Origin of the sequence: Segeticoccus rhizosphaerae (assembly GCF_009192725.1) — a bacterium.
GTDB lineage: Bacteria > Actinomycetota > Actinomycetes > Actinomycetales > Dermatophilaceae > Segeticoccus > Segeticoccus rhizosphaerae.
Genome location: NZ_VOHR01000032.1, coordinates 1 through 22,205, shown reverse-complemented (window position 1 = coordinate 22,205; position 22,205 = coordinate 1). Strand labels below are relative to the sequence as shown.

19 protein-coding genes and 2 pseudogenes are annotated in these 22,205 nt (G+C 70.0%); 8 read left to right on the top strand and 13 right to left on the bottom strand.

Translation table 11 applies throughout. From position 1 onward, the window contains the following. The 11 genes and pseudogenes from FRW57_RS04745 to FRW57_RS04695 all read right to left on the bottom strand — a co-directional run. Positions 1–106: pseudogene (locus FRW57_RS04745) on the bottom strand (proton-conducting transporter transmembrane domain-containing protein); the annotation flags it as partial. Between the two features lie 32 nt (positions 107–138). Continuing rightward, positions 139–1,110, bottom strand: a pseudogene (locus FRW57_RS04740) (thymidine phosphorylase); the annotation flags it as partial. After that, positions 1,107–1,532 (bottom strand): cytidine deaminase, encoded by a 426-nt coding sequence (locus FRW57_RS04735; RefSeq protein ID WP_137122483.1) that lies wholly within the window; start codon positions 1,530–1,532, stop codon positions 1,107–1,109. The gene FRW57_RS04735 and the pseudogene FRW57_RS04740, both read right to left, overlap by 4 nt. Before the next feature lie 39 nt (positions 1,533–1,571). Beyond that, positions 1,572–2,909 carry an ABC transporter permease gene (locus tag FRW57_RS04730; RefSeq protein ID WP_238384777.1) on the bottom strand — a complete coding sequence of 446 codons (1,338 nt, stop codon included), beginning with the start codon at positions 2,907–2,909 and terminating at the stop codon, positions 1,572–1,574. A gap of 127 nt (positions 2,910–3,036) precedes the next feature. Continuing rightward, the gene (locus tag FRW57_RS04725; protein ID WP_137122471.1) at positions 3,037–4,293 is read right to left on the bottom strand and encodes an ABC transporter permease; all 1,257 of its coding nucleotides are present in this window, start codon (positions 4,291–4,293) and stop codon (positions 3,037–3,039) included. 193 nt (positions 4,294–4,486) lie between these two features. After that, complete coding sequence (locus FRW57_RS04720; RefSeq protein WP_137122472.1) at positions 4,487–6,028, bottom strand: ABC transporter ATP-binding protein; 1,542 nt, start codon at positions 6,026–6,028, stop codon at positions 4,487–4,489. An 86-nt stretch (positions 6,029–6,114) separates the two neighbouring features. Continuing rightward, a complete protein-coding gene (locus FRW57_RS04715) occupies positions 6,115–7,263 on the bottom strand; it encodes a BMP family lipoprotein (protein ID WP_137122473.1) in 1,149 nt (382 codons plus the stop codon). Positions 7,264–7,426: 163 nt separating this feature from the next. Continuing rightward, positions 7,427–8,641: an amidohydrolase gene (locus tag FRW57_RS04710; protein ID WP_238384778.1), complete on the bottom strand. Its 1,215-nt coding sequence runs from the start codon at positions 8,639–8,641 to the stop codon at positions 7,427–7,429. 37 nt (positions 8,642–8,678) lie between these two features. Continuing rightward, on the bottom strand, positions 8,679–9,179 hold the full coding sequence (locus FRW57_RS04705) for a barstar family protein (protein WP_137122474.1): 501 nt from the start codon (positions 9,177–9,179) through the stop codon (positions 8,679–8,681). Further along, complete coding sequence (locus FRW57_RS04700; RefSeq protein ID WP_137122475.1) at positions 9,176–9,619, bottom strand: guanyl-specific ribonuclease; 444 nt, start codon at positions 9,617–9,619, stop codon at positions 9,176–9,178. Before FRW57_RS04700 ends, FRW57_RS04705 begins: the two co-directional genes overlap by 4 nt. A gap of 5 nt (positions 9,620–9,624) precedes the next feature. Then, positions 9,625–11,238 carry an acyl-CoA mutase large subunit family protein gene (locus FRW57_RS04695; protein WP_137122476.1) on the bottom strand — a complete coding sequence of 538 codons (1,614 nt, stop codon included), beginning with the start codon at positions 11,236–11,238 and terminating at the stop codon, positions 9,625–9,627. A gap of 228 nt (positions 11,239–11,466) precedes the next feature. Here FRW57_RS04695 and FRW57_RS04690 point away from each other — a divergent pair, with 228 nt between their 5' ends. The 3 genes from FRW57_RS04690 (at position 11,467) to FRW57_RS04680 (ending at position 15,956) form a co-directional block, all read left to right on the top strand. Then, complete coding sequence (locus FRW57_RS04690) at positions 11,467–13,377, top strand: ABC transporter ATP-binding protein (RefSeq protein WP_202911613.1); 1,911 nt, start codon at positions 11,467–11,469, stop codon at positions 13,375–13,377. Continuing rightward, positions 13,370–15,151 carry an ABC transporter ATP-binding protein gene (locus tag FRW57_RS04685; protein ID WP_202911614.1) on the top strand — a complete coding sequence of 594 codons (1,782 nt, stop codon included), beginning with the start codon at positions 13,370–13,372 and terminating at the stop codon, positions 15,149–15,151. Before FRW57_RS04690 ends, FRW57_RS04685 begins: the two co-directional genes overlap by 8 nt. A gap of 424 nt (positions 15,152–15,575) precedes the next feature. After that, entirely contained in the window at positions 15,576–15,956 is a 381-nt protein-coding gene (locus FRW57_RS04680; RefSeq protein WP_152185443.1) for a hypothetical protein, read from the top strand. 10 nt (positions 15,957–15,966) lie between these two features. Here the strand turns inward: FRW57_RS04680 and FRW57_RS04675 are convergent, their stop codons facing one another. Then, positions 15,967–17,028: an IS1595 family transposase gene (locus FRW57_RS04675; RefSeq protein ID WP_152185442.1), complete on the bottom strand. Its 1,062-nt coding sequence runs from the start codon at positions 17,026–17,028 to the stop codon at positions 15,967–15,969. A 22-nt stretch (positions 17,029–17,050) separates the two neighbouring features. Between FRW57_RS04675 and FRW57_RS04670 the strand changes: the two genes are divergently transcribed. Beyond that, complete coding sequence (locus FRW57_RS04670; protein WP_152185441.1) at positions 17,051–17,272, top strand: hypothetical protein; 222 nt, start codon at positions 17,051–17,053, stop codon at positions 17,270–17,272. A gap of 61 nt (positions 17,273–17,333) precedes the next feature. Here the strand turns inward: FRW57_RS04670 and FRW57_RS04665 are convergent, their stop codons facing one another. Then, entirely contained in the window at positions 17,334–18,443 is a 1,110-nt protein-coding gene (locus FRW57_RS04665) for a mannose-1-phosphate guanylyltransferase (protein WP_137119778.1), read from the bottom strand. A 178-nt stretch (positions 18,444–18,621) separates the two neighbouring features. Here FRW57_RS04665 and sdhC point away from each other — a divergent pair, with 178 nt between their 5' ends. Genes sdhC through FRW57_RS04645 form a run of 4 tightly spaced genes read left to right on the top strand, consistent with a single transcriptional unit; the run spans position 18,622 to position 22,084 of the window. Then, complete coding sequence (gene sdhC / locus FRW57_RS24320; protein WP_274381528.1) at positions 18,622–19,005, top strand: succinate dehydrogenase, cytochrome b556 subunit; 384 nt, start codon at positions 18,622–18,624, stop codon at positions 19,003–19,005. 14 nt (positions 19,006–19,019) lie between these two features. Further along, positions 19,020–19,496 carry a succinate dehydrogenase hydrophobic membrane anchor subunit gene (locus tag FRW57_RS04655; protein ID WP_137119780.1) on the top strand — a complete coding sequence of 159 codons (477 nt, stop codon included), beginning with the start codon at positions 19,020–19,022 and terminating at the stop codon, positions 19,494–19,496. A gap of 39 nt (positions 19,497–19,535) precedes the next feature. Continuing rightward, positions 19,536–21,323, top strand: a complete 1,788-nt coding sequence (sdhA, locus tag FRW57_RS04650) for a succinate dehydrogenase flavoprotein subunit (RefSeq protein ID WP_152185440.1) — start codon at positions 19,536–19,538, stop codon at positions 21,321–21,323. Next, positions 21,323–22,084: a succinate dehydrogenase iron-sulfur subunit gene (locus FRW57_RS04645; RefSeq protein ID WP_137119782.1), complete on the top strand. Its 762-nt coding sequence runs from the start codon at positions 21,323–21,325 to the stop codon at positions 22,082–22,084. The genes sdhA and FRW57_RS04645 overlap by 1 nt, the downstream gene beginning before the upstream one ends. The last annotated feature ends 121 nt before the right edge of the window (positions 22,085–22,205 follow it).

Genomic DNA, 22,205 nt, shown 5'->3' with positions numbered 1-22,205 from the left:
AACCGTAGCCACCGACGGTCGTCATCGCGAAGATGCCAAGCACCATGAACCCGAAGTGGCTGACCGAGGTGTAGGCGATCAGGCGCATCATGTCGGTCTCGCCCCGGCCGACAAGCGACTGTATGCCCTGCGTGACGTGACCGGCAGGTCCGCGTCCGGGTCGCCTCCCTGGGCGCGGATCATCGCCCGCCACACGTCCATCGCACGCCCGTCCCGCAGCGCGTCGGCCGGGTCGACGTCGTCACGTCCGGCCGCGGCGAGCATCTCCCGCGCCAGCGTGACGGTCAGCTCCACGACGTCCGGTGGTCCGCCGCCCGCCAGCACCTCGACCGACTCGCGCACCTCCAGCGCGTTGCCCGCCGTCAGTCCGAGTGGTGTCTGCATGTTGGTGAGCAACGCGACCGTGGTGAGGCCGGCGTCCTGACCGAGTCCGACCATGGTCCGGGCCAGTTCGCGCGCGGACTCGGTGTCCTTCATGAACGCGCCAGACCCCACCTTGACGTCGAGCACCAGTGCCCCGGTGCCCTCGGCGATCTTCTTGCTCATGATCGAGCTGGCGATCAACGGGATCGCCTCGACCGTGCCGGTCACGTCACGCAGGGCATACAGTCGCTTGTCGGCCGGGGCGAGACCGTCGCCAGCCGCGCAGATCACCGCGCCCACCTCCTCGAGCTGGCGCATCATCTCCTCGTTCGACAGCGAGGCGCACCACCCGGGGACGGACTCCAGCTTGTCGAGGGTGCCGCCGGTGTGGCCGAGCCCGCGGCCGGACAGCTGCGGCACGGCAACGCCGCAGGCCGCGACGAGCGGTGCGAGCGGGAGGGTGATCTTGTCGCCGACGCCTCCCGTCGAGTGCTTGTCGCTGGTGGGGCGAGACAGTCGGGAAAAGTCCATTCGCTCGCCCGAGGCGATCATCGCCGCGGTCCATCGGGAGATCTCGTCCCGATCCATGCCGTTCAACAGGATCGCCATGGCCAGTGCAGACATCTGCTCGTCTGCCACGACCCCGCGCGTGTAGGCGTCGACCACCCAGTGGATCTGCCCGGCGGAGAGGCTCTGCCGGTCGCGCTTGGCCCGGATCACGTCGACGGCGTCGAAGACTTCGGTCATGCCTCACGCCCCTCGTAGACCTCGTCGAGGTCGGACACTCCGAACGCCTGGGGCAGCACCTGCGTCATCGGCTGCACGCCTTCCGGCGTCAGGAGCAGGCACTCCGGGCCGCCGTGCTCCCAGAGCAGCTGACGGCACCGTCCGCACGGCATGATCGCCGCGCCGTCCACGTTGACGCAGGCGACGGCGACGAGCCGGCCGCCACCGCCGGCGACGAGATCCGAGACCATGCCGCACTCGGCGCACAGCGCGACGCCGTAGGCCGCGTTCTCGACGTTGCAGCCGGCCACCACGCGCCCGTCATCGACGAGCCCGGCGACGCCGACCGGATATTTCGAGTATGGCGCGTAGGCGCGTCCCATGAGCTCGATCGCCTTGTCGCGCAGGACCTCCCAGTCGATGCCCGCCTGCTCGGCTGCCATCGCGGAGTCCTGAACGTGCTGCCGCTGGTCCGACACGACTCACTCCTTGGTGTAGGGCTCGCCATCGGCAGCGGGCGCCTTGACCCGTCCCACCAGCCCGGCCACTGCGAAGATCGTGGCCAGGTAGGGCAGCATCGCCAGGAAGCTGGACGGGATCGCGACCGGAGCCGAGATGAAGGACAGCAGCGTGCCGAGGGCGTCGGCGAACCCGAAGAGCAAGGCGGCGCCCAGCGCACCACGCGGCGACCAGCCCCCGAAGATCACCGCGGCCAGGGCGATGAACCCCTTGCCGGAGGAGATGTCCTTGGTGAACGACCCGACCGCGCCGATGGTGAGGAACGCGCCACCGAGGCCGGCGACGCAGCCACCGAGGATGACGTTGCGGTAGCGGGTGCGCAGCACGTTGATGCCGACGGTGTCGGCGGCCTTGGGATGCTCCCCCACGGCGCGGGTGCGCAGGCCCCAGCGGGTCCGCAGCAGCGCCACGTCGATGACGATGATCAGCAGGTACATCAGGTAGACGATGATGTTGGCGTCGAACAGCAACGGTCCGAGGATCGGGATGTCGCCGAGGACCGGGATCTTGATCGGGGAGAAGAAGCCGGGGTTGTTCAGGCTGTCCTGGTTGGGCTGCATCAGCGCGTCGTAGATGAAGCCCGTGAGACCGAGGGCGAGGACGTTGATGACGACACCCAGGATGATCTGGTTGACGACGTAGCGGATCGCGAAGACGGCGAGTAGCGCGCCCATCAGCCCGCCGGCGATCATCGCGGCGATCAGCCCGACGCCGAGGTTGTGTGCCATCGAGCCCGCCAGCGCGCCGGCGAACGCTCCGGTGAGCATCTGCCCCTCGATGGCGATGTTGATGACCGCGGAGCGCTCACAGAGGATGCCGGCCAGGGCACCCAGGATCAGGGGTGTCGCCAGGAAGATGGACTGCGAGAGCAGCCCGACCAGGTCGATGCTGGCGCCGCCCTCCTGGCCGGTGGCGGCCCAGCACAGGAAGGAGAAGATGAACGCGACGCCCGCGACGACTCCGACCCACCGCATCGCGCGACGACCGAAGCCTCGGACGGCCTGCCACAGGCCGAGCAGGATGATCAGGACGCCGAGCACGACGATGGCGGTCCGCGCCGGGAGCACCAGGTTGGGCACGCCGATGGCCGCGTCGGGCTGCCCCAGTTGGAACGTCGCCGACACTCCCGGGTGGGCGCCGAGACCCAGACCCAGCACGCACAGCACCCCGAGGGCGACCATGAGCACGCCGGTGATGACCCGGCGCTTCGTGCTGGTGCGTCGGACGACCTTCTTGACGACGACGAGGTCGTCCTGGTCGGGGTCTCCGCCCGACGGTGTGGCCAGCTCGACGGCGCTCATGCCGGGGTCCCCGCGGAGTTGCGGAGGCCCGGGCTGCCCCCGGGAAGCACGGGAGGCCGGGGTCCCCGAGAGGTACCGGAGCAAGCTTGCGAGCGGAGAACCTCGTGGGGTGGCTGTGTGGGGTGACTCATCCGTTCCATCCCTTCGCGAGGACCTGGCCCACGCCGCCGCGGGCGCGGACCCGGAAGACCGCCTGCACCAGGGCCGGCGCGGCGATGAACATGACGATCAGGGCCTGGACGACCTGCACGAGGTCGACCGGGGTGCCGGTGACCGACAGCATCGTCACGCTGCCCGCGCGCAACGCGCCGAACAGCAGGCCTGCCAGGACGGTGCCGCCGGGCTTGCCCCGGCCGAGCAACGCGACGGTGATCGCGTCGAAGCCGATCCCGGCGTCGATGTCCTGCGTGATGGCCGGGTTGGTGCCGAGGATCTGCGCGCAGCCGGCCAGCCCGCACAGCCCACCGGCGATGAGCATGACCGCGACGTAGCTGCGCTCGACGTGCATTCCCGCGGTGCGTGCGGCGTTCTGGTTGGCGCCGACGGCGCGCAGCCGGAAGCCCAACGTGCTGCGGTCAAGCAGCCACCAGCAGCCCAGCGCCGCGAGCAGCGCGATCAGCAGTCCGGCGTGCACCCGCAGGTCACCACCCAACAGGTGCGGCAAGCGGGCATTGCCCTCGACCGGGTTGGAGATCGCCTGCCCGAACGGCGGCGCCTGGAAGCCCGGGGTGCCGAGCAGGAACGCGAGCAAGTTGAACGCAATGTAGTTGAGCATGATCGTGGTGATGACCTCGTGGGCGCCGGTGCGCGCCTTCAGCCATCCGGCGATGCCGCCCCAGAGCGCACCACCGAGGGTGCCGGCCGCCAGGGCCACCAGCACGTGCACCACGACCGGCAGGTCCCACGCGAAGCCGACGTAGCCGGCGAAGACCGCGCCGATGATGATCTGCCCCTGGCCGCCGATGTTGAACAGGCCCGCGCGGAAGGCGAGCGCGACCGAGAGGCCACCGAGGATCAGCGGGGTCGCGTTGACCAACGTCTCCGAGATGGGCCCGAGGATCGCGGTCGCGCTGCCGCTGGCGAACGACGACGGATCCACGACCGATCCCTCGAAAAGCGCCAGGTAGGCGTTGCCCACTGCCTTCAGGGCCGCCGAGACGGTGTCCAGCGGCGCCGCGAAGAAGTACTTGGAGGCCGCACGGGTGGCGGGGTCGCCGATCGCGATCAGCACCGCCCCGACGAGGCCGGCCAGGACGAGGGCGAGGAAGGTGAGCAGCACCGGGTTGTCCCCGTGCAGCATCCTCCCCATCCGGCTGCCGGCTCCCTTGCCGCTCTCCGACCCCGGCCCGGCGGAGTCGTCGGGCGGCTCCGTCTGCGTGGACATTGCGCCCTGGGCCGGGCTGGCCCCGTCGGCGGGTTCGGTCGCGTCGCTCGGCCCGATGGGCCCGGTGGGAGGCTTTTCCTGCGTCATTCCGTAGCCCCCCCGAAGCATCGGAGGCCGGGGCCCCCGCGAAGTGTCGGGGCGGAGTGGAGAACTTCGTGGGGTGGCAGGGAAGCGGAGAACTTCGTGGGGCTCCTCATAGGTCCTCCCTTGCGCTCGTGCTGGCGGCGGGTTCGTCCACCGAGGTCGACCCGGCCATCAGCAGGCCGATCTCCTGCGCTGAGGAACCGGCCGGCAGCTCGCCGATGATCTTGCCGCGATACATCACGCCGATGCGGTCGGCGAGTCCGAGGACCTCGTCCAGCTCGGTCGAGATCAGCACCACGGCGGTGCCCTTGTCCCGTTCCTCCACGATCCGGCGGTGGACGAACTCCATCGAACCGACGTCGAGGCCGCGGGTGGGCTGGGCCACCACCAGCAGGCGCAGCGGACGGGACAGCTCCCGGGCGAGCACCACCTTCTGCTGGTTGCCGCCCGACAGCGTGGACGCCTCCGCCCGCGCGGACTGCGTGCGCACGTCGAACTCCTCGATACGTTGCTGGGCGTTCTTGCGGATGGCCCGCAGGTCCAGCGTGCCGCGGTCGCCGAACGGCGGCTGGTTGTAGGTGTCCAGCACGAAGTTCTCCGCAAGCGTGAAGCTGCCGACGAGACCGTCGTGCATCCGGTCCTCGGGCACGTAGCCGACACCGCTGTGCAGGATGTCGTTGACCGCGGTCCGGGTGATGTCCTTGCCGTCCAAGCGGATCGACCCGTGCGTCGCGCGGGCCAGTCCGACGAGGGCCTCGGTCAGCTCGGTCTGGCCGTTGCCCTGGACCCCCGCGATGGCGTAGATCTCGCCGGCCCGCACGGTGAGCGAGACGTCGTCGACCTGCACCTGGCCGTCCGCGTCGAGCACGCGCAGGTCGGCCACCTCCAGCACCGGTTCGCCCGGCGTGGCGAGGTCCTTGTCGATGGTCAGCTTCACCGGTCGGCCCACCATCATCGAGGCCAGCTCGGCGGCGGACGACTCCGGCGAGGCCTGGCCGACCACCTTGCCGCGCCGGATGACGGTGATCTTGTCCGCGACCTCGCGCACCTCGCGCAGCTTGTGGCTGATGAACACGATGGAGGTGCCGGCCTCCCGGAGTGCCTTCATCACGGTGATCAGGTCGTCGATCTCCTGCGGGGTGAGCACGGCGGTCGGCTCGTCGAGGATGAGCACCTTGGCGTCACGCACGAGGGCCTTGATGATCTCCACCCGCTGCTGGACCCCGACCGGCAGGTCCTCGACCAGTGCGTCCGGCGGCACGTCGAGGCCGTAGCGCTTGGACACCTCGGTGACCTCGCGCCGCGCCCGGCGCCGGTCGAGCAGCCCGAACATCTTGGTGCGTTCGTGGCCCAGGCTGACGTTCTCGGCGACGGTGAAGACGGGCACGAGCATGAAGTGTTGGTGCACCATCCCGATCCCCGCGCGCATCGCGTCCCCCGGGCCGGAGAACGTGACCGGCTCGCCGTCGACGAGGATCTCGCCCTCGTCGGGCTGGTAGAGCCCGTAGAGCACGTTCATCAGCGTGCTCTTGCCGGCTCCGTTCTCGCCGAGCAGCGCATGGATCTCCCCAGGCTCGACCACCAGGTCGATCTGGTCGTTGGCGACCAGGGAGCCGAAGCGCTTGGTGATGCCTCTCAGCTCGAGCTTCACACGTTTCTCCGTTGACAGGTGACACAGCGGCCAGGGGGGCGGGGAGCCCCCCTGGCCGCAGACCGACGCAGACTACTCCTTGCGGCTTACTCCTTGGGCTGCGCCGGCGAGGTGATCTTGATCTTGCCGGAGATGATGTCGGCCTTGACCTGGTCGACCTCCTTCTTCAGGTCTGCCGGGACCTTGCTGTCGAACTCGTGATAGGGCGCAAGGCCGACACCTTCGTTCTTCAGGTCGCCGATGTAGTTGCCGGTGGGGAGCGTGCCGTCGGCACCCTTCTCGACGTACTGCGCCACCGAGTCCGCGAGGTTCTTGGTCGCGCTGGTGAGGATGTACTGGCAGTACTGCTTGGCGCTGATGCAGCCGTCCGTGTCGACCCAGATCACGCTGACCTTGCCGCCCGAGCTCTGCGCGGCCGCACCGGCGCCCAGCCCCGTGCCGCCGGCGACGGGGAAGACGATGTCGGCCCCCTGCTGAGCGAAGGCCTGGCTGATCTGCTTGCCCTTGTTCTGGTCGGTGAACGAGTTGGCGAAGGTGCCGCCCTTCTGGTTCTTCTCGTTCCAGCCGAGGACCTGCACGTTCTTGCCCTTGGCCTTGTTGTAGTACTGCACGCCCTCCCAGAAGCCGTCCATGTAGATGGTGACCGGCGGGATGTTGAGGCCGCCGAAGGTGGCGACCTTGCCCGACTTGGTCATGCCCGCCGCCAGGTAGCCGGCGAGGAACGCCGCCTCCGCGGTGTTGTACTGCAGACCGTAGACGTTCGTGCCGCTGGAGGGCGCGTCGATCTGGCCGAAGTGCGTCTTGGGGTTCTTGGCCGCGGTCTTCTTCACGGCGTCTGCCATCAGGCCACCGACCGCCAGGACGGTGTCACACCCCTTCTTGACCTCGGCGTTGAGGTTGGGGACGTAGTCGTTGGAGCTGTTCGACGGGACGTAGCTGATCTTGATGTTGGGGTTGGACTTGTTGGCCTCCTGCAGTCCGGCCCAGGACGACTGGTTGAACGAGCGGTCGTCGACGCCGCCCGTGTCCAGGACCATGCACGCCTGCAGCGCCTTGCCGCTCGCCTGCGTGCTGCCCCCGCCGGTGGCAGCCGGGGCGGCACTCGTGGCACCCGCGTTGCCGGTGCTGCCACCGGCCGGCGTCGTGCTCGAGCTGTCCGTGGGCTTGCTTCCGCAGGCACTCACCGTGAGCCCCACCAGGGCGACTGTTGCCGCCACCTTCATGACCGAACGCACAAGCGTCTCCATTCATCCACGTCGTGAAGCACCGGACGGTATCCGACCACCATGGTCAGGCCGTGTGCCGGCGCTGGTCGCGCCCTCCGGGGCGCAATCTCGGCAGAGAATATCTCGCCAGGTGGGATGCTGTCTGCCGCAGGGCGACCTGTTGTCCCAACCGTTACTTACGGGTACCGGTGGGCCCGCCCACCGCGCAGGCGGCCGCCAGCAACCGGGCCGCCACCAGGACCGCACGGTCGGCGACCACCAGGTCGCCCTGGTGCAGCTCGTAGGTCGGCCCACCGGGAGTGCGGGTACCCAGCCGCACCAGTGCGCCGGAAGCACCAGAGGCGCCGGTGAGGTACCACCCGAAGTCCTCGCCCCCGAGCGACTGCCGGGTCGGGACGGCCGCTCCGGGATCCAGGGCCGCCGCTGCTGCGGCACGTAGCGTCGCCACCACGGCGTCGTCGTTGACGACCGGCGGGACGCCGCGCACGTGCTCGACCTGTGCGGACACGCCATACGGTGCAACCACCTCGTGGACCAGGTCCTCGATCAGCGTGCCGGTGGATGCCCACGCCTCGGCGTCCAGCATCCGCAGGGTGCCGGTCGCCTGCCCCGAGGCAGGTATGACGTTCGAGGCACCTCCCGCGTGAATCGTCCCCCACACCAGCGCGGCCCCGGCCCGGGGATCCAGCCGCCGCGACAGCGCGGCGGGCACATCGGTGACCACCTTGGCGAGCGCGTAGGTGAGGTCCTGGGTCAGGTGCGGGCGCGAGGTGTGCCCGCCCTTGCCCGAGAGGGTGACGGTCACGGAGTCGGCGGCCGCCGTCACCGGCCCCTCGACCAGGCCGACCTGGCCGACGTCGATGGTCGGGTCGCAGTGCACCGCGAGGGCGCGGTCGACCCCCGAGAGGCCGCCCTGTTCCAGCACGGTGTGCGCGCCGCCCGGGATAACCTCCTCCGCCGGCTGGAAGATGAGCCGTACCCCGATCCCCTTCTCGCGCAAGGCCTCCGCATGTTCCTGCAACGCCAGCCCGGCGCCGAGTACGGCGACGGTGTGCACGTCGTGGCCACAGGCGTGGCAGACGTCCTGCGTCTGCGAGGCCCAGGCCAGGCCGGTGCGCTCGGGCACCGGCAGCCCGTCCAGGTCGGCACGCAGCGCCACCCGGTGGGCAGGCTCCTGCGCACCCACCTCGGCGATCAGCCCGGTGCCCGGCAGAGGACGGACCCGGATACCCGCTGCCGCCAGCCGGCTCGAGACGAAGGAGGTCGTGCGGGTCTCGCGCCAGGACAGCTCGGGGTGGGTGTGCAGGTCCCTGCGCCACGCGACCAGCTCGTCCTGCCGGGAGTCGACGGCAGCAACGAGGGACGCGATCAAGTCGGGGGAGGCCACGACCCGACAGCCTACCGGCGCAGGGGCGGCGCCTCGGTCAACCCTGCTGTCCCGGAGCGACCAGCAGAACGGCGAAAGGCCGGGCAACGGCGCTCGCAGCGCGCTCGGTCAGCACCTCGACGGCCGTCCCGAAGGCGGGTGCGTCCGCCCGCGCCAGCCCGTCCCATCCGGTCCACAGCACCAACGTGCCGACCGGGTGCTCGACCTCGGAGAGGCTATCGGCGAGCGCGTCCCAGTTGTGACCGAACCACTCCGGGAAGCCGAACGCCTGCTGGCAGCGGTCGAGCAGGGCTGCCTTGTCCAGGGCACCGGTCGTGTCGAGGAGCACGACCGACCAGCCGGCACGGCGCCCCAGCTGCGCGGCTCGGTCCGCCGCGTCTCCCGATCCGTCGTCCCCGCGCAGGACCGTGCCCGGCCGCGCTCCCGCGAGCACCTGGTCGAGCACCACCCACTGCTGCGGTGTCGTGCCCGACCGTCGCGCTCCTTGGTCATCCGCGCCTCGCTGCGCTCCCGTTGGCCGACCGTCGTCGCCGCTCATCGTCGAACCTGCTCGAAGGACTGGTAGTGGTCGTCCGTGTAGTAGAGGGTGCCGTCCCTCGCCTTGATCAGCCGGCGTGCTCCGCGGTCGTCCGATCCCGGTGTCTCCACCGTGTACTCACGGTAGGTGCCGCTCGGCGCCTGCGGCAGGAGCCCCTCCCGGTTGCCGAAGACCCCATCGTCCTGGCGGTAGGGGTAGGGCCCGCCCCGGTCGATCAGGTCGATGGTCTCGCGCGCCTGGGGTGGCAGCGCGGCATACGCGATCGTGCCGATGGTGCCCTGCCCGCTGTGGTGGGCGTCCTGCTGCTGACTGGTCCCGCTCGGCGAGCCAGGGCCGTCGCCGGCGCTGCTCAGGCCACCGCTGATCCAGAGCGCGACAAGGGCGACGAGCAGGACCGCGACCGCCGAGACGACGGAGCGGCCGCCCCGCCGACGTCCCACCAGGCTCAAAACGCGTCGCGGGGGACGTAGAGGCCCCACACGTCGCGCAGGGCGTGGGCCACTTCGCCCCCGGTGGCGCGGGCGGCGAGGGCCTCGCGCATCGGAAGCAGGACGTTGTCGGTGCCGGATGCGGCCGCGCGCATCCGGTCCAGGGCGCGTTGCACGGCGTCACCGTCGCGGTCCTTGCGCAAGGCGGCCAAGCGCTCGCCCTGCTCCGCCTCGATCGCGGGGTCGACCCGCAGCGGCTCGTAGGGCTCCTCCTCGGGGACGGTGTACTTGTTGAGGCCGACGACGGTGCGCTCACCGTGGTCGATCTCGAGCGCGACCCGGTAGGCGCTCCGCTCGATCTCCTCCTTCTGGAACCCCTGCTCGATGGCCGCGACCGCGCCGCCGCGGTCCTCGACGGCCTGCATCAGCGCGAGGATCTCCCCCTCGAGGTCGTCGGTCATCGACTCCACCACGTAGGAGCCGGCGAACGGGTCGACGGTCTTGGTCACGTCGGTCTCGTAGGCGATGACCTGCTGGGTGCGCAGCGCGAGCCGGGCGGCCTTGGCCGTGGGCAGCGCGATCGCCTCGTCGTAGGAGTTGGTGTGCAGCGACTGTGTCCCGCCGAGCACTGCGCCGAGGCCCTGCAACGCCACCCGGACCATGTTGACCTCGGGCTGCTGGGCCGTCAGCTGGACGCCCGCGGTCTGGGTGTGGAAGCGCAGCATCATCGACTTCGGGTTGCGGGCGCCGAACTCCTCCCTCATCACCCGCGCCCAGATCCGCCGGGCCGCCCGGAACTTGGCGACCTCTTCGAGGAGCGTCGTCCGCGCCACGAAGAAGAACGACAGCCGAGGAGCGAAGTCGTCGACGGACAGGCCGGCCGACAGTGCCGCGCGCACGTACTCCTTCGCGTTGGCGAGGGTGAAGGCGATCTCCTGCGCCGGCGTCGCCCCGGCCTCGGCCATGTGGTAGCCGCTGATCGAGATCGTGTTCCACCGGGGCAGCTCGGCCCGGCAGTAGCCGAAGATGTCGCTGATGAGGCGCAGCGACTCCTTCGGCGGGTAGATGTAGGTGCCGCGGGCGATGTACTCCTTGAGCACGTCGTTCTGGATGGTCCCCGTGAGCTGGTCGGCGCGGATCCCCTCGGCCTCCGCGGTGAGCTGGTAGAGCAGCAGCAGCGTCGAGGCCGGCGCGTTGATCGTCATCGAGGTGGAGACCTGGTCCAGCGGCAGGCCGTGGAACAGGGTGCGCATGTCGTCGAGGCTGTCGATCGCCACGCCGACCTTGCCGACCTCGCCGTGCGCGATCGCCTCGTCCGAGTCGTAGCCCATCTGGGTCGGCAGGTCGAACGCGACCGACAGCCCGCCCGTGCCGGCGCCGACCAGCTGGTGGTAGCGCTCGTTGGACTCCTTGGCCGTGCCGAAGCCGGCGTACTGGCGCATCGTCCAGGGCCGGCCGGTGTACATCGTCGGGTAGACGCCCCGCGTGTAGGGGTACTGGCCGGGGGCGCCCAGCGCCTCCTGCGGGTCGAACCCGGACAGCGACGACGCGTCATACAGGGGCTGGATGGGGAGTCCGGACTCGCTGCGGGCGACGTCGTCGTCCGGGGCACCGGTGGGACCGTCAGGCATGTCGGCGAGCCTACTGGCCCTGCCGTCCTCCCGGACCGGGTCGTGCGGCAGGTCACGGCTGCCCCGTCGGTGCCTGTGTGAGCCGCTCGCGCCCGGCTGTCCCCCGCTTGGACACGATCCGGAGTCGCAAAGGTCTGGAGATGGTAAAGAACTCGTCTAGCGCCGGTCGGGCGACGTGGCATGGGGCACGATGAAGCGGTCGCCAGGGGAAGGGATCAGGGCCCAGGAATGTCGTCATCGCGCCGCCTCGTGCTGCACGCGCGCCTGCTGTGGCGAGCCTCTCCCGTGTACGTGGTCCTGTGCCTCCTCCTGACGCTGCTCAGTGCGGCCGCCACCGTGTCGCTCCTCGTCGTGTCGGGGCACCTCGTGGGCTCCTTCGCCGAGGCCTACCGCCAGGGGCCGGGCAGCCAGGCCGCCAGCGAGACCTGGCGGCTCATGGTGCTCGTCGGGGTGCTGTTCGTGCTGGCCCCCGTGTGCCAGGTGGGGATGGAGGCCTGCGCCAACGCCCTGTCCGCCCGCTACCTCGTGCTGGTCTTCGACCTGCTCGCCGAGACGGCGCTCGCACCGCACGGGATCGCTCACCTCGAGGACCCGGAGAAGACCTCCCAGCTCGAGGGTCTGGTCACCGCGTCACGTGACTGGAGCTTCATGCAGGGTGTCCTCTCGACGTGGCAGCTGCTGCTCGTCCGGCTGACCGGTCTGGGGGCGCTCGGCGTGCTCCTGACGTGGAGCTGGTGGGCGCCGCTGCTGCTCGTGGGCGCGTGGCTGCTGCTGTCCCGCACCTTCCGCCGGTGGATGGACAGCGCCACCGACAACCTGCTCGACGTCACCGGCAACGACCGGCGCAAGGCGGCCTACCTGCGCAGCCTGCTGATGGACCGCTCCTTCGCCAAGGAGGTGCGCCTGTTCGGCCTCAGCGACTTCCTCGCCGCCCGCTACCGCCGCACCTGGCTGGCCGCGATGCAGCTGGTCTGGTCCAACCGCAACCGCACGCTCGGACCCGTCGGGTGGGCGACGCTGGTCATGCTCCTGGTCAACGCCGGTGCCTTCGCCCTGCTCGGTCGCGAGGCGTGGACCGGGGCGCTGTCGGTCGCGGGCCTGGTCACGATGGCGCAGGCCATCCCCCAGCTGGAGAACTTCGGACCGGTCGGGGACATGCAGATGTATGTCGCGCGCAACACCGCCGTCGTCGCGCAGCTGGCGCAGCTGCGCGGCGAGCTCGGAATGGCGCGAAGCCGACCTGGACCGGACCTTCCCGGCGCCCCCGGAGAGGTCCCGACGGCCGACGAGGTCACGCAGGTCGCCCCCGCAGAGATCGTGCTGGATGACGTCTCCTTCGGCTACCCCACGCGGGAGGACCAGGTCTTCTCGGGGCTCGACCTGCGCGTCCCGGCCGGCCAGTCACTCGGCGTGGTCGGGGTCAACGGCGCGGGCAAGTCCACCCTGATCAAGCTGCTGTGCGGTCTCTACGCCCCCGACTCCGGCACCGTGCGCATCGACGGTCGCAACCCGATGGCCGACGACGCCACCCGGCGCCGGGTGGCGGTGATCTTCCAGGACTTCGTGCGCTACCAGCTCTCGTTGCGCGACAACGTGCTGCTCGGTGCCGACGACGGTCCGGAGAGCTCACGCGCACTGTCGCGAGCGCTCGACGAGGCGTCGGGCACGCCGCTGCTGAAGCGCCTCCCGCAGGGGTGGGGCACGGTGCTGTCCGCCGAGTACGACCACGGCCAGGACCTCTCCGGCGGCCAGTGGCAGCGGGTCGCCCTGGCGCGTGCGTTCTCGGCGCTCGATCGCGGTGCCGGGGTCCTGGTGCTGGACGAGCCCACAGCGGCGCTCGACGTCCGCGCCGAGAAGGAGCTGTTCGACCGCTTCCTCGAGGTCACCCACGGAATGACGAGCATCCTGGTCAGCCACCGGCTGTCCAGCGTCCGGCACGCCGACCGCATCGTCGTCGTCGACGAAGGACGGGTCGTCGAGGACGGCAGCCACGAGGAGCTGATGCGAGCCGAGGGCCCCTACGCGCAGATGTTCAGACTGCAGGCCGCTCGGTTCACCGAGTGCGGTGACCATCACGGCGGCTCCCCCCACGACTCGGACCATGCCACCGCGCACGAGGAGGACGATCTGAGTGCGTGAGTTCCTGCGGGCGGTCTGGCTCGTCACCGCCATGTCGTTCCGCCTCAGCCCGTGGCAGTCGGTGGCCGCCATGCTCGAGACCCTGGGCAAGGGCCTGATCATGCTGCAGCCGCTCTTTCTCGCCTTCCTGGTGGACGGCCTGATCAAGAACGAGCAGGGACGGCTCGTCGTCGGCGCCGTCGGCATGGTCGCCTCGATCGCGCTGAACATGGGCCTGCAGCTGGTCGGCACGCACGCCAGGGTGATGCAGCTCGAGCGGGTGGGCTTCGAGTTCGACGCGCGGATCGCGCGGATCACCGCCGGCATCCCCACGCTCGACCACCTCGAGTCGGCGCGCTACCAGGACGAGCTGCAGGTCCTGCGCGACCAGCAGGGCACCCTCGGCCAGTCGTTCAACCTTCTGCTCAACACCGTCAACAACCTGGTCTTCGCCGGCGGGACGATCATCGTCGCGGTGACTGCCGACGCGCGCCTGGCCATCGTGACGCTGATCGCGGTGCCCGGCCTGCTGCTGACCCGCTGGACCGTCCGGTGGGACAAGGAGGGCGAGCAGCGGGCGGCCGAGCCCTCGCGCCGCACCGGGCACCTCGTCGACCTGGTGACCGGCGCGACACCGAGCGCCGAGCTGCGCGTCTTCGGCACCCGCCAGACGGTCCGCGACCTGCTGCGTGAGTCCGTCGCCGGGTGGCGCCGCCCGATCGTCGGAGCCCAGCTGCGCACCGGCCTGGTCCAGGGGGTCGAGTCCCTCGTCTTCTTCGGCGTCGCAGCGGTGGTGATCGCCTGGATGGTGCGAGACGCCATACGGGGCGTGGTGAACCCGGGCACGGTGGCCCTCGCGGTGATGATGGTGCAGCGGCTGCAGATGACCGTGGTCGTGCTGCGCAACACCAGCCAGCAGCTGACCAAGATGGTGCGCAACGTCCGCCGGTTCCTGTGGCTGCAGGAATACGCGGACACGGTGGCGCGCGAGCACCAGGGGCGGCGTGAGCCTCCGGAGGTGCTGCACAGCGGGATCCGGGTCGAGGGGGTGAGCTTCTCCTACGACGGCACATCGGAGCGTTCCCTGCGCAACGTCACGCTCGACCTGCCTGCCGGTTCGATCGTCGCGCTGGTCGGCGAGAACGGCGCCGGCAAGTCGACCCTGGTCAAGCTGTTGACGGGGATGCACGAGCCCACCGAAGGCGTGGTGCGGGTCGACGGCACGCCACTGACGAACCTCGACCTCACAGCCTGGCGCGGCCGCGTCTCAGGCGCCTTCCAGGACCACGCCCGGTTCGAGCTGGTGGCGCAGGAGTCGATCGGGATCGGAGACCTGCCGCGCGTCGACGACCACGCGCGCGTGCTCGAGGCGGTGCACCTCGGCGCCGGCGACGACCTGCTCGAGGCTCTGCCGGAGGGGCTGGACACGCAGCTGGGCACCACCTGGCAGGACGGCGTGGGTCTGTCCGGTGGGCAGTGGCAACGCGTCGCCATCGCACGCGGTCTGATGCGTCAGACCCCGCTGCTGCTGGTGCTCGACGAACCCACGGCCGCCCTGGACGCGGCGACCGAGCACGCGCTGTTCGAGCGCTATGCCGAGGCCGCGCGCGAGGCGGGAGCACGGGGTTCGGTCACCCTCCTGGTGACCCACCGCTTCTCCACCGTCGCGAGCGCCGACCTCGTCGTCGTCCTCGACCAGGGGCGCGTCCTCGAGGCGGGCACCCACGAGGAGCTGATCGCCGCCCGTGGTCGCTACGCCGAGCTCTACGAGCTCCAGGCCCGCGGCTACCGCTGACCCCGCGAGGAATCATCGCGAGGTTTCGGCCCCTGAGAGAGCACCAAACCTCGCGAAGATTCCACACGGGACGGACGGTTGTCCCCAAGGGGTCGGCCCGTCATCGCCCCATCCACGGGGACCGCTGCGGGAGCACCACCACCGGTCGCCGGGACCAGAGTGAGCGGTATGACGACCAGGCCGCCTGCCAGCGACGCAGCACCGACCGCCGACCAGGGGCGGCAACCTCACGAGCGCGAGTTCCCCCGGGTGCCGGGCCAGGTCGGACTCGCGACGCGCCGCCAACTGCGTGACAGGGGTTGGCGCCCCAAGGCGGTGCGACATCGACTCGCTCACACCTGGCAGCTGGTCTACCCGCGACTGGCCCAAGCGACACGAGGAGACGCACGTCCGGCGCTCTGACCGCGCCTTCGCCACCTATCGCGTGTGTGCTGCCATCCCCGTCACGACGCCCTCGCGGTGCCTCCTTGACGCGGCGTCCTGGGAGATCCCCGACACCGAGGACCAGATGGCCCTGACCCTCGCGGTCCTCCAGCAGGGGCTCACCCGCCCGAGGGACGTCCACCGCGAGCCGCGTTACGCCCGCCGCAACCACACCCTGGGCGTATCCCAGGGCGTGGCCGCCTTCGAGCGCGGCGCATGGTCGAGGCCCGAGGCGGTGCTCGGCGAGCTCTTCGACGGCAGCAACGTCCTGCCGCATGTCTGCCTCAACACGAGGCTGGTGCTGCCGGGCGGTTCCGTGCGCGTCCCGGACGGCTACGTGCGGGAGGTGGCGCTCGCCATACAGGTGCATTCGCGCACTTAGGGGTCTCCACTTAACCGGAGCCGTGCTGGTTGTGCCCTCGCCAGGGCCTGGTGGCGCGGGGCCGGTCGATACTGGGTGGGTGACCGGTCGCTCCGGGCGGACGTGGCGGCACCGTGCGTGGCCGCGGCCGCTTGATCAGCTGCCGGTAGCGGACCGGGTCGTGGCCAACGGCCAGCTGGAGCACACGCAGGAAGACCAGGCCACGGCTGCGTGAGCGACGGCGGTTGAAGCGGAAGCAGAACTCGTCCAGGTAGCTGGGCAGATGGTCGATGTCGACGGCGCCCTGGTGGGTGGACAGCAGCCACCGCTTGACCAGCGACGCCGCTCGGTGCACTCCAGGCAGCAGCTTGCCGATGTCCTCGCCCAGGGCCTTGGCGGCACGCTGGCTGCGCCGGTCATGGACGTAGCCGATCTTGTCGATACCTAGGTAGCCGTTCCATCCGTCGGTGACCACCGTGGAGCCAGGGGCGATGTTGTCGGTGATGAACGGGTGCAGGGTCGCGGCCGAACCGTCCGGGATGATCCGCATTCGGCACCGTCCGAACCCCTTGGACGGGTTGACTTCCACCGCAACGGCGACCAGCGCCTTCTTGCCCTTGGCCCGGCCGCCGGCCAGTCCGGCCTCCTCGCCGCCGATGTAGGTCTCGTCCACCTCGACCTGCCCAGACAGCAGCTCTCGACCGGGCCGGATCAGCACCTGCCGCAGCCGGTGCAACATCGCCCACGCGGTCTGGTACGAGCCGATCTGCAGCGTGCGCTGCAGATCCTGCGCCGAGATGCCGTCCTTGGCGGCCGCGAACGACCAGCACGCGTGAAACCACACCGTCAACGGCGTGCGGGTCCGATCGAAGATCGTGCCCGCTGTCACCGACGTGCGATGCGAGCATCTGGTGCACTCCCAACGGCCGTCCCCCAGCTGCCAACCACCGCCGCCCCCGCATTCATCACACAGGAAGCCCTCGGGCCAGCGCAGCCACGCCAGGTAGTCCCGGCAGTCCGCGTCCGTAGCGAACCAGGACAGGAACTCGCCGACCGACCGCGGGTAGTCGCGCCCAGCACGGAGCAGCGTCATGAGCCAAATCTACTCCGGTTAAGTGGAGACCCCTACGCGCACTTACCACGCGCGCGAGGAGTACTGGCAGCGCACGGTCGAGGCCGACACCGACCTGACGAGGGCGGGTGTCGTGGTCCTTGGCGTCACCCCGCAGACGCTCTACGACACCGGCGAGTCGTTCCTACGCGACGTCGAACAGACCGCGGCGAAGCTCCACGGCCGACCGTTGCCCGACATCGCGATCCGCTCCCGCTGCTGCTGACCCGCTTCCGGCCGCCCTGGCTCGGGAGGGACTGGGGTGGCCGGGGGCGGGGCCGGGCGGGTCAGGTCAGGTCGGTGCGGCCGGACCGGTGCAGTATGTCGACCACGGACTTCACGTCCTGCGCCCGTTCGCGGGTGGTCACCAGCAGGGCGTCCGGGGTGTCGACGACGACCACGTCGTCCAGGCCGAGGGTGACCACGGTCCGGCCCGAGCGTGGTGCCACGACCCCCGTCGAGTCCTGGGCGATCACCAGGTCGCGATCGCCGAGGACCTTCAGGCCCGGCACGTCGTCGGTGTCGGCGAGCAGCGCGGCGAGAGAAGCGAAGTCGCCCACGTCGTCCCAACTGAACGTGCCCGGGACCACGGCCACCCGGCCCTGCGCAGCAGCAGGCTCGGCCACCGCGTGGTCGATCGCGATCTTGGTGAGCGAGGGCCAGAGCTCGTCGAGCCGCGCCGGGTCGCTGGCGATGTCGCGCAGCCCCTGGGCGAGGTCCGGCTGGTAGCGCGCGAGCAGCTCGAGCAAGACGCTCGCCTTGACCACGAACATTCCTGCGTTCCAGCGGTATTCACCGGTCTCGAGGTATTCACGAGCCGTTTCGGCATCGGGTTTCTCCACGAAGGACGACACCTGGCGCGCGTGCGGCGCTCCACGCACGGTCAGGCCGTCGCCGACGTGGATGTATCCGAAGCCGGTCGCCGGGTAGGCCGGCTCGATCCCGATCGTCACGAGGTAGCCGGTGCGGGCCACCGCGACCGCCTCCCGCACACACCCACGGAACGCCTCCGGCTCGCCGATCACGTGGTCGGCCGCGAACGACCCGATGACCGCCTCGGGATCGCGTCGTTCGAGCAGCGCCGCGGCCAGACCGATGGCCGGCATGCTGTCGCGGGGGGACGGTTCGGCGACGAGGTCCTCGGGCGCCAGGCCGGGCAGCTGCGACCGCACCGCGTCGGCGTGCCGCGCCCCGGTCACGACGAACAGGTTGCCGCCCACCAACGGCGCCAGCCGGTCGCACGTGTCCTGCAGCAGCGAGCGTCCGGTGCCCGTCAGGTCGTGCAGGAACTTCGGTGAGGAGGCCCGGGACAACGGCCACAGCCGCGTGCCGGCACCCCCCGCCGGGATGACCGCCCAGAACCCCTCGAGGTCTCGGACCGACGTCGTCTCAGGCATGCCGGAGACGGTAGCGCACGGCATACGACGCAGTGAGTCGTTGCTCACAACTGACGGACGCGAGACCACCCCGGGGCCGGTGGCGGCCGACCCATCACTAGCATTGTGCCGATCCGGACGACACCGTCCCCGCGAGAGGACCGTGGTCGTCCTTCGTCTCGCAGGAAAGGGACGCACCGTGGCAGTGCAGCCAAAGGCCGCCTCCGGCTCGTTGTACCGGGGCCGAGAGGGCATGTGGTCGTGGGTCGCCCACCGCATCGCCGGCGTACTCATCTTCTTCTTCCTCTTCGCCCACGTGCTGGACACCGCCCTCGTGCGCGTCTCCCCCGAGGCCTACAACACGGTCATCGGTACCTACCAGAACCCGGTCGTCGCGTTCGGCGAGATCGGTCTGGTCGCGGCGGTCGTCTTCCACGCCTACAACGGCATCCGCATCATCCTGGTCGACACCAACACCTGGGCGACCCGCAACCAGCGCAGGCTGTTCTGGGTCGTCGTGGGCCTCTGGGTCGTCACGATGGGCCCCTTCATCTGGCGCCACCTCTCCCACGTCTTCGGCTGAAAGGACTGGTCCCCATGAGCACCACCACCTCGGCCGACTCCAACCGTGGCCCGGTCGTCACCGACCTGACGACGAAGTCCCCCTACGAGCGCCGCACCCACAGCCGCGGCAACTTCGAGCTGTGGTCCTGGCTGTTCATGCGCGCTTCGGGCGTGCTGCTGCTCGTCCTGGTCTTCGGCCACCTCTTCGTCAACCTGATGACCGGCGACGGCATCAAGGGGGTCGACTTCGCTTTCGTGGCCGGCAAGTGGAGCAGCCCGTTCTGGCAGTTCTGGGACCTGCTGATGCTGTGGCTCGCCGAGCTGCACGGCGTCAACGGCGTGCGGACCATCATCAACGACTACACCGAGCGGGACTCGACGCGGCTGGTCCTCAAGACGCTGCTGTTCCTGTCCGCACTCCTCGTGATGGTGCTGGGGACCCTGGTGATCTTCACCTTCGACCCGTGCATCGACCCGAACTCCACGTTGCAGCAGTGCACCGGCCGTTGAGCCACCCGAGCGACCTGAGCCAAGTGAGGCATTGAGAGCATGCAGACACACCAGTATGACGTCGTGATCGTCGGTGCCGGAGGCGCCGGCATGCGGGCCGCCCTCGAGTCGTCCGGGCGGGCCCGGACCGCGGTCCTCACCAAGCTCTACCCCACCCGCTCGCACACCGGTGCGGCCCAGGGCGGCATGTGCGCCGCGCTGTCCAACGTCGAGGAGGACAACTGGGAGTGGCACACCTTCGACACGGTCAAGGGCGGCGACTACATCGTCGACCAGGACGCCGCGGAGATCATGTGCCGCGAGGCCATCAAGGCCGTCATCGACCTGGAGAAGATGGGGCTTCCGTTCAACCGCACCCCTGAGGGCCGGATCGACCAGCGCCGGTTCGGCGGGCACACCCGCAACCACGGTGAGGCCGCCGTGCGCCGCTCCTGCTACGCAGCGGACCGCACCGGCCACATGATCCTGCAGACGCTCTACCAGAACTGCGTCAAACAGGGCGTCGAGTTCTACAACGAGTTCTACGTCCTCGACCTGGTCCTCGCCGAGAGCGAGGCCCACGGCGGCGAACCGGCCGTCGCGGGGGTCATCGCCTATGAGCTGGCCACTGGGGAGATCCACTCCTTCCGGGCCAAGGCGGTCGTGCTCGCCACCGGGGGTGCGGGCAAGGTCTTCAAGACCACGTCCAACGCGCACACGCTGACCGGTGACGGCATGGGCATCGCCTTCCGGCGCGGGCTCCCCCTCGAGGACCTCGAGTTCTTCCAGTTCCACCCGACCGGCCTGGCCGGGCTCGGCATCCTGCTGTCGGAGGCGGCGCGCGGCGAGGGCGGCATCCTGCGCAACTCCGAGGGTGAGCGCTTCATGGAGCGTTACGCACCCACCATCAAGGACCTCGCCCCCCGCGACATCGTCGCGCGCTCGATGGCCAACGAGGTCCGGGAGGGCCGCGGTTGCGGTCCGAACCGGGACTACGTGCTGCTCGACCTCACCCACCTCGAGCCGGCCCACATCGACGCGAAGCTGCCGGACATCACCGAGTTCGCCCGCACCTACCTCGGCGTCGAGCCCTACACCGAGCCCATCCCGGTCTACCCGACGGCGCACTACGCGATGGGCGGCGTGCCGACCAACACCGACGCCGAGGTCCTGCGCAACAACACCGAGACGGTTCCCGGCCTGTATGCCGCGGGAGAGGTCGCCTGCGTCAGCGTCCACGGCGCGAACCGCCTCGGCACCAACAGCCTGCTCGACATCAACGTCTTCGGGCGCCGGGCCGGCATCGCGGCGGCGAAGTTCGCCCAGGACGCCCCCTGGGTCGAGATGCCGGGCAGCCCCGAGCAGCACACCCTCAACCTGCTCGAGGACATCCGCGGTCGGGCGCAGGGCGAGCGGGTGGCCGACCTGCGCCGGACGCTGCAGGAGACCATGGACCGCGACGTGCAGGTCTTCCGCACCGAGGAGTCGATGACCGAGGCCCTCGAGGTGGTGCAGCAGCTCAAGGAGCGCTACCAGCACGTCGTCGTGCAGGACAAGGGCAAGCGCTACAACCTCGACCTGCTCGAGGCGGTGGAGCTCGGCTTCCTGATCGAGCTCGCCGAGGTCGTCGTCCTGGGCGCCCTGGCCCGCAAGGAGTCGCGCGGCGGACACTTCCGTGAGGACTTCACCAAGCGGGACGACGAGAACTTCATGGTCCACACGATGGCCTACCGCACGCCGCTCGGCGCGAACGAGCAGCGTGGGGTGTCCATCTTCACCGACAAGGTCCGGCTCGACTACAAGCCGGTCAACGTGACCCGCTACCAGCCGATGGAGCGCAAGTACTGATGAGCGTCGACGCACCCAGCAAGAAGCCGATCGCCGAGGCGGTCGAGGTCCCCACGTTCCAGATCACGCTGCGGATCGAGCGCTACAACCCCGAGTTCGACACCGAGTCGCACTACGAGGACTACGAGGTCACGGTGCACGGCACCGACCGCGTCCTGGACGCCCTGCACACGATCAAGTGGGACATGGACGGCTCCCTGTCCTTCCGCCGCTCCTGCGCCCACGGGGTGTGTGGTTCGGACGCGATGCGCATCAACGGCAAGAACCGGCTGGCGTGCAAGACCCTGGTCAAGGACGTCAACCCGGACAAGCCGATCACGATCGAGCCGATCAAGGGTCTGCCGGTCGAGAAGGACCTGATCGTCGACATGGAGCCGTTCTTCGACTCCTACCGCGAGATCATGCCGTTCCTGGTGACCACCGGTCACGAGCCGACCCACGAGCGCATCCAGAGCCAGGCCGACAAGGACCGCTTCGACGACACCACCAAGTGCATCCTGTGCGCCGCGTGCACGAGCAGCTGCCCGGTCTTCTGGAACGACGGTCAGTACTTCGGGCCCGCCGCGATCGTCAACGCGCACCGGTTCATCTTCGACAGCCGGGACGAGGCGGGCGACCAGAGGCTGCAGATCCTCAACGACAAGGAGGGCGTGTGGCGCTGCCGCACGGTCTTCAACTGCACCGAGGCCTGCCCCCGCGGCATCGAGGTGACCAAGGCCATCGCCGAGGTCAAGCGCGCCATCATCACCCGCCGCGTCTGACGCGAGGAGTCATCCCGGCGTGGAGTCGGGGGGCGGCGCGCGGCGGGTCAGCGGCGGCGCACGACGTCCACCACGGTCCGGGCCAACCGGCCGACCGAGCCGACCGCGAGGGCACCGGTGG

Excerpts from the sequence above, each read along its gene's own strand:
- FRW57_RS04725 (WP_137122471.1), bottom strand. The coding sequence starts at position 4,293 with ATGTCCACGCAGACGGAGCCGCCCGACGACTCCGCCGGGCCGGGGTCG.
- FRW57_RS04730 (WP_238384777.1), bottom strand. The coding sequence starts at position 2,909 with ATGAGCGCCGTCGAGCTGGCCACACCGTCGGGCGGAGACCCCGACCAG.
- FRW57_RS04665 (WP_137119778.1), bottom strand. The coding sequence starts at position 18,443 with ATGCCTGAGACGACGTCGGTCCGAGACCTCGAGGGGTTCTGGGCGGTC.
- FRW57_RS04705 (WP_137122474.1), bottom strand. The coding sequence starts at position 9,179 with ATGAGCGGCGACGACGGTCGGCCAACGGGAGCGCAGCGAGGCGCGGAT.
- FRW57_RS04675 (WP_152185442.1), bottom strand. The coding sequence starts at position 17,028 with ATGACGCTGCTCCGTGCTGGGCGCGACTACCCGCGGTCGGTCGGCGAG.
- FRW57_RS04690 (WP_202911613.1), top strand. The coding sequence starts at position 11,467 with ATGTCGTCATCGCGCCGCCTCGTGCTGCACGCGCGCCTGCTGTGGCGA.
- FRW57_RS04645 (WP_137119782.1), top strand. The coding sequence starts at position 21,323 with ATGAGCGTCGACGCACCCAGCAAGAAGCCGATCGCCGAGGCGGTCGAG.
- FRW57_RS04695 (WP_137122476.1), bottom strand. The coding sequence starts at position 11,238 with ATGCCTGACGGTCCCACCGGTGCCCCGGACGACGACGTCGCCCGCAGC.
- sdhA (WP_152185440.1), top strand. The coding sequence starts at position 19,536 with ATGCAGACACACCAGTATGACGTCGTGATCGTCGGTGCCGGAGGCGCC.
- FRW57_RS04655 (WP_137119780.1), top strand. The coding sequence starts at position 19,020 with ATGAGCACCACCACCTCGGCCGACTCCAACCGTGGCCCGGTCGTCACC.
- FRW57_RS04735 (WP_137122483.1), bottom strand. The coding sequence starts at position 1,532 with ATGGCAGCCGAGCAGGCGGGCATCGACTGGGAGGTCCTGCGCGACAAG.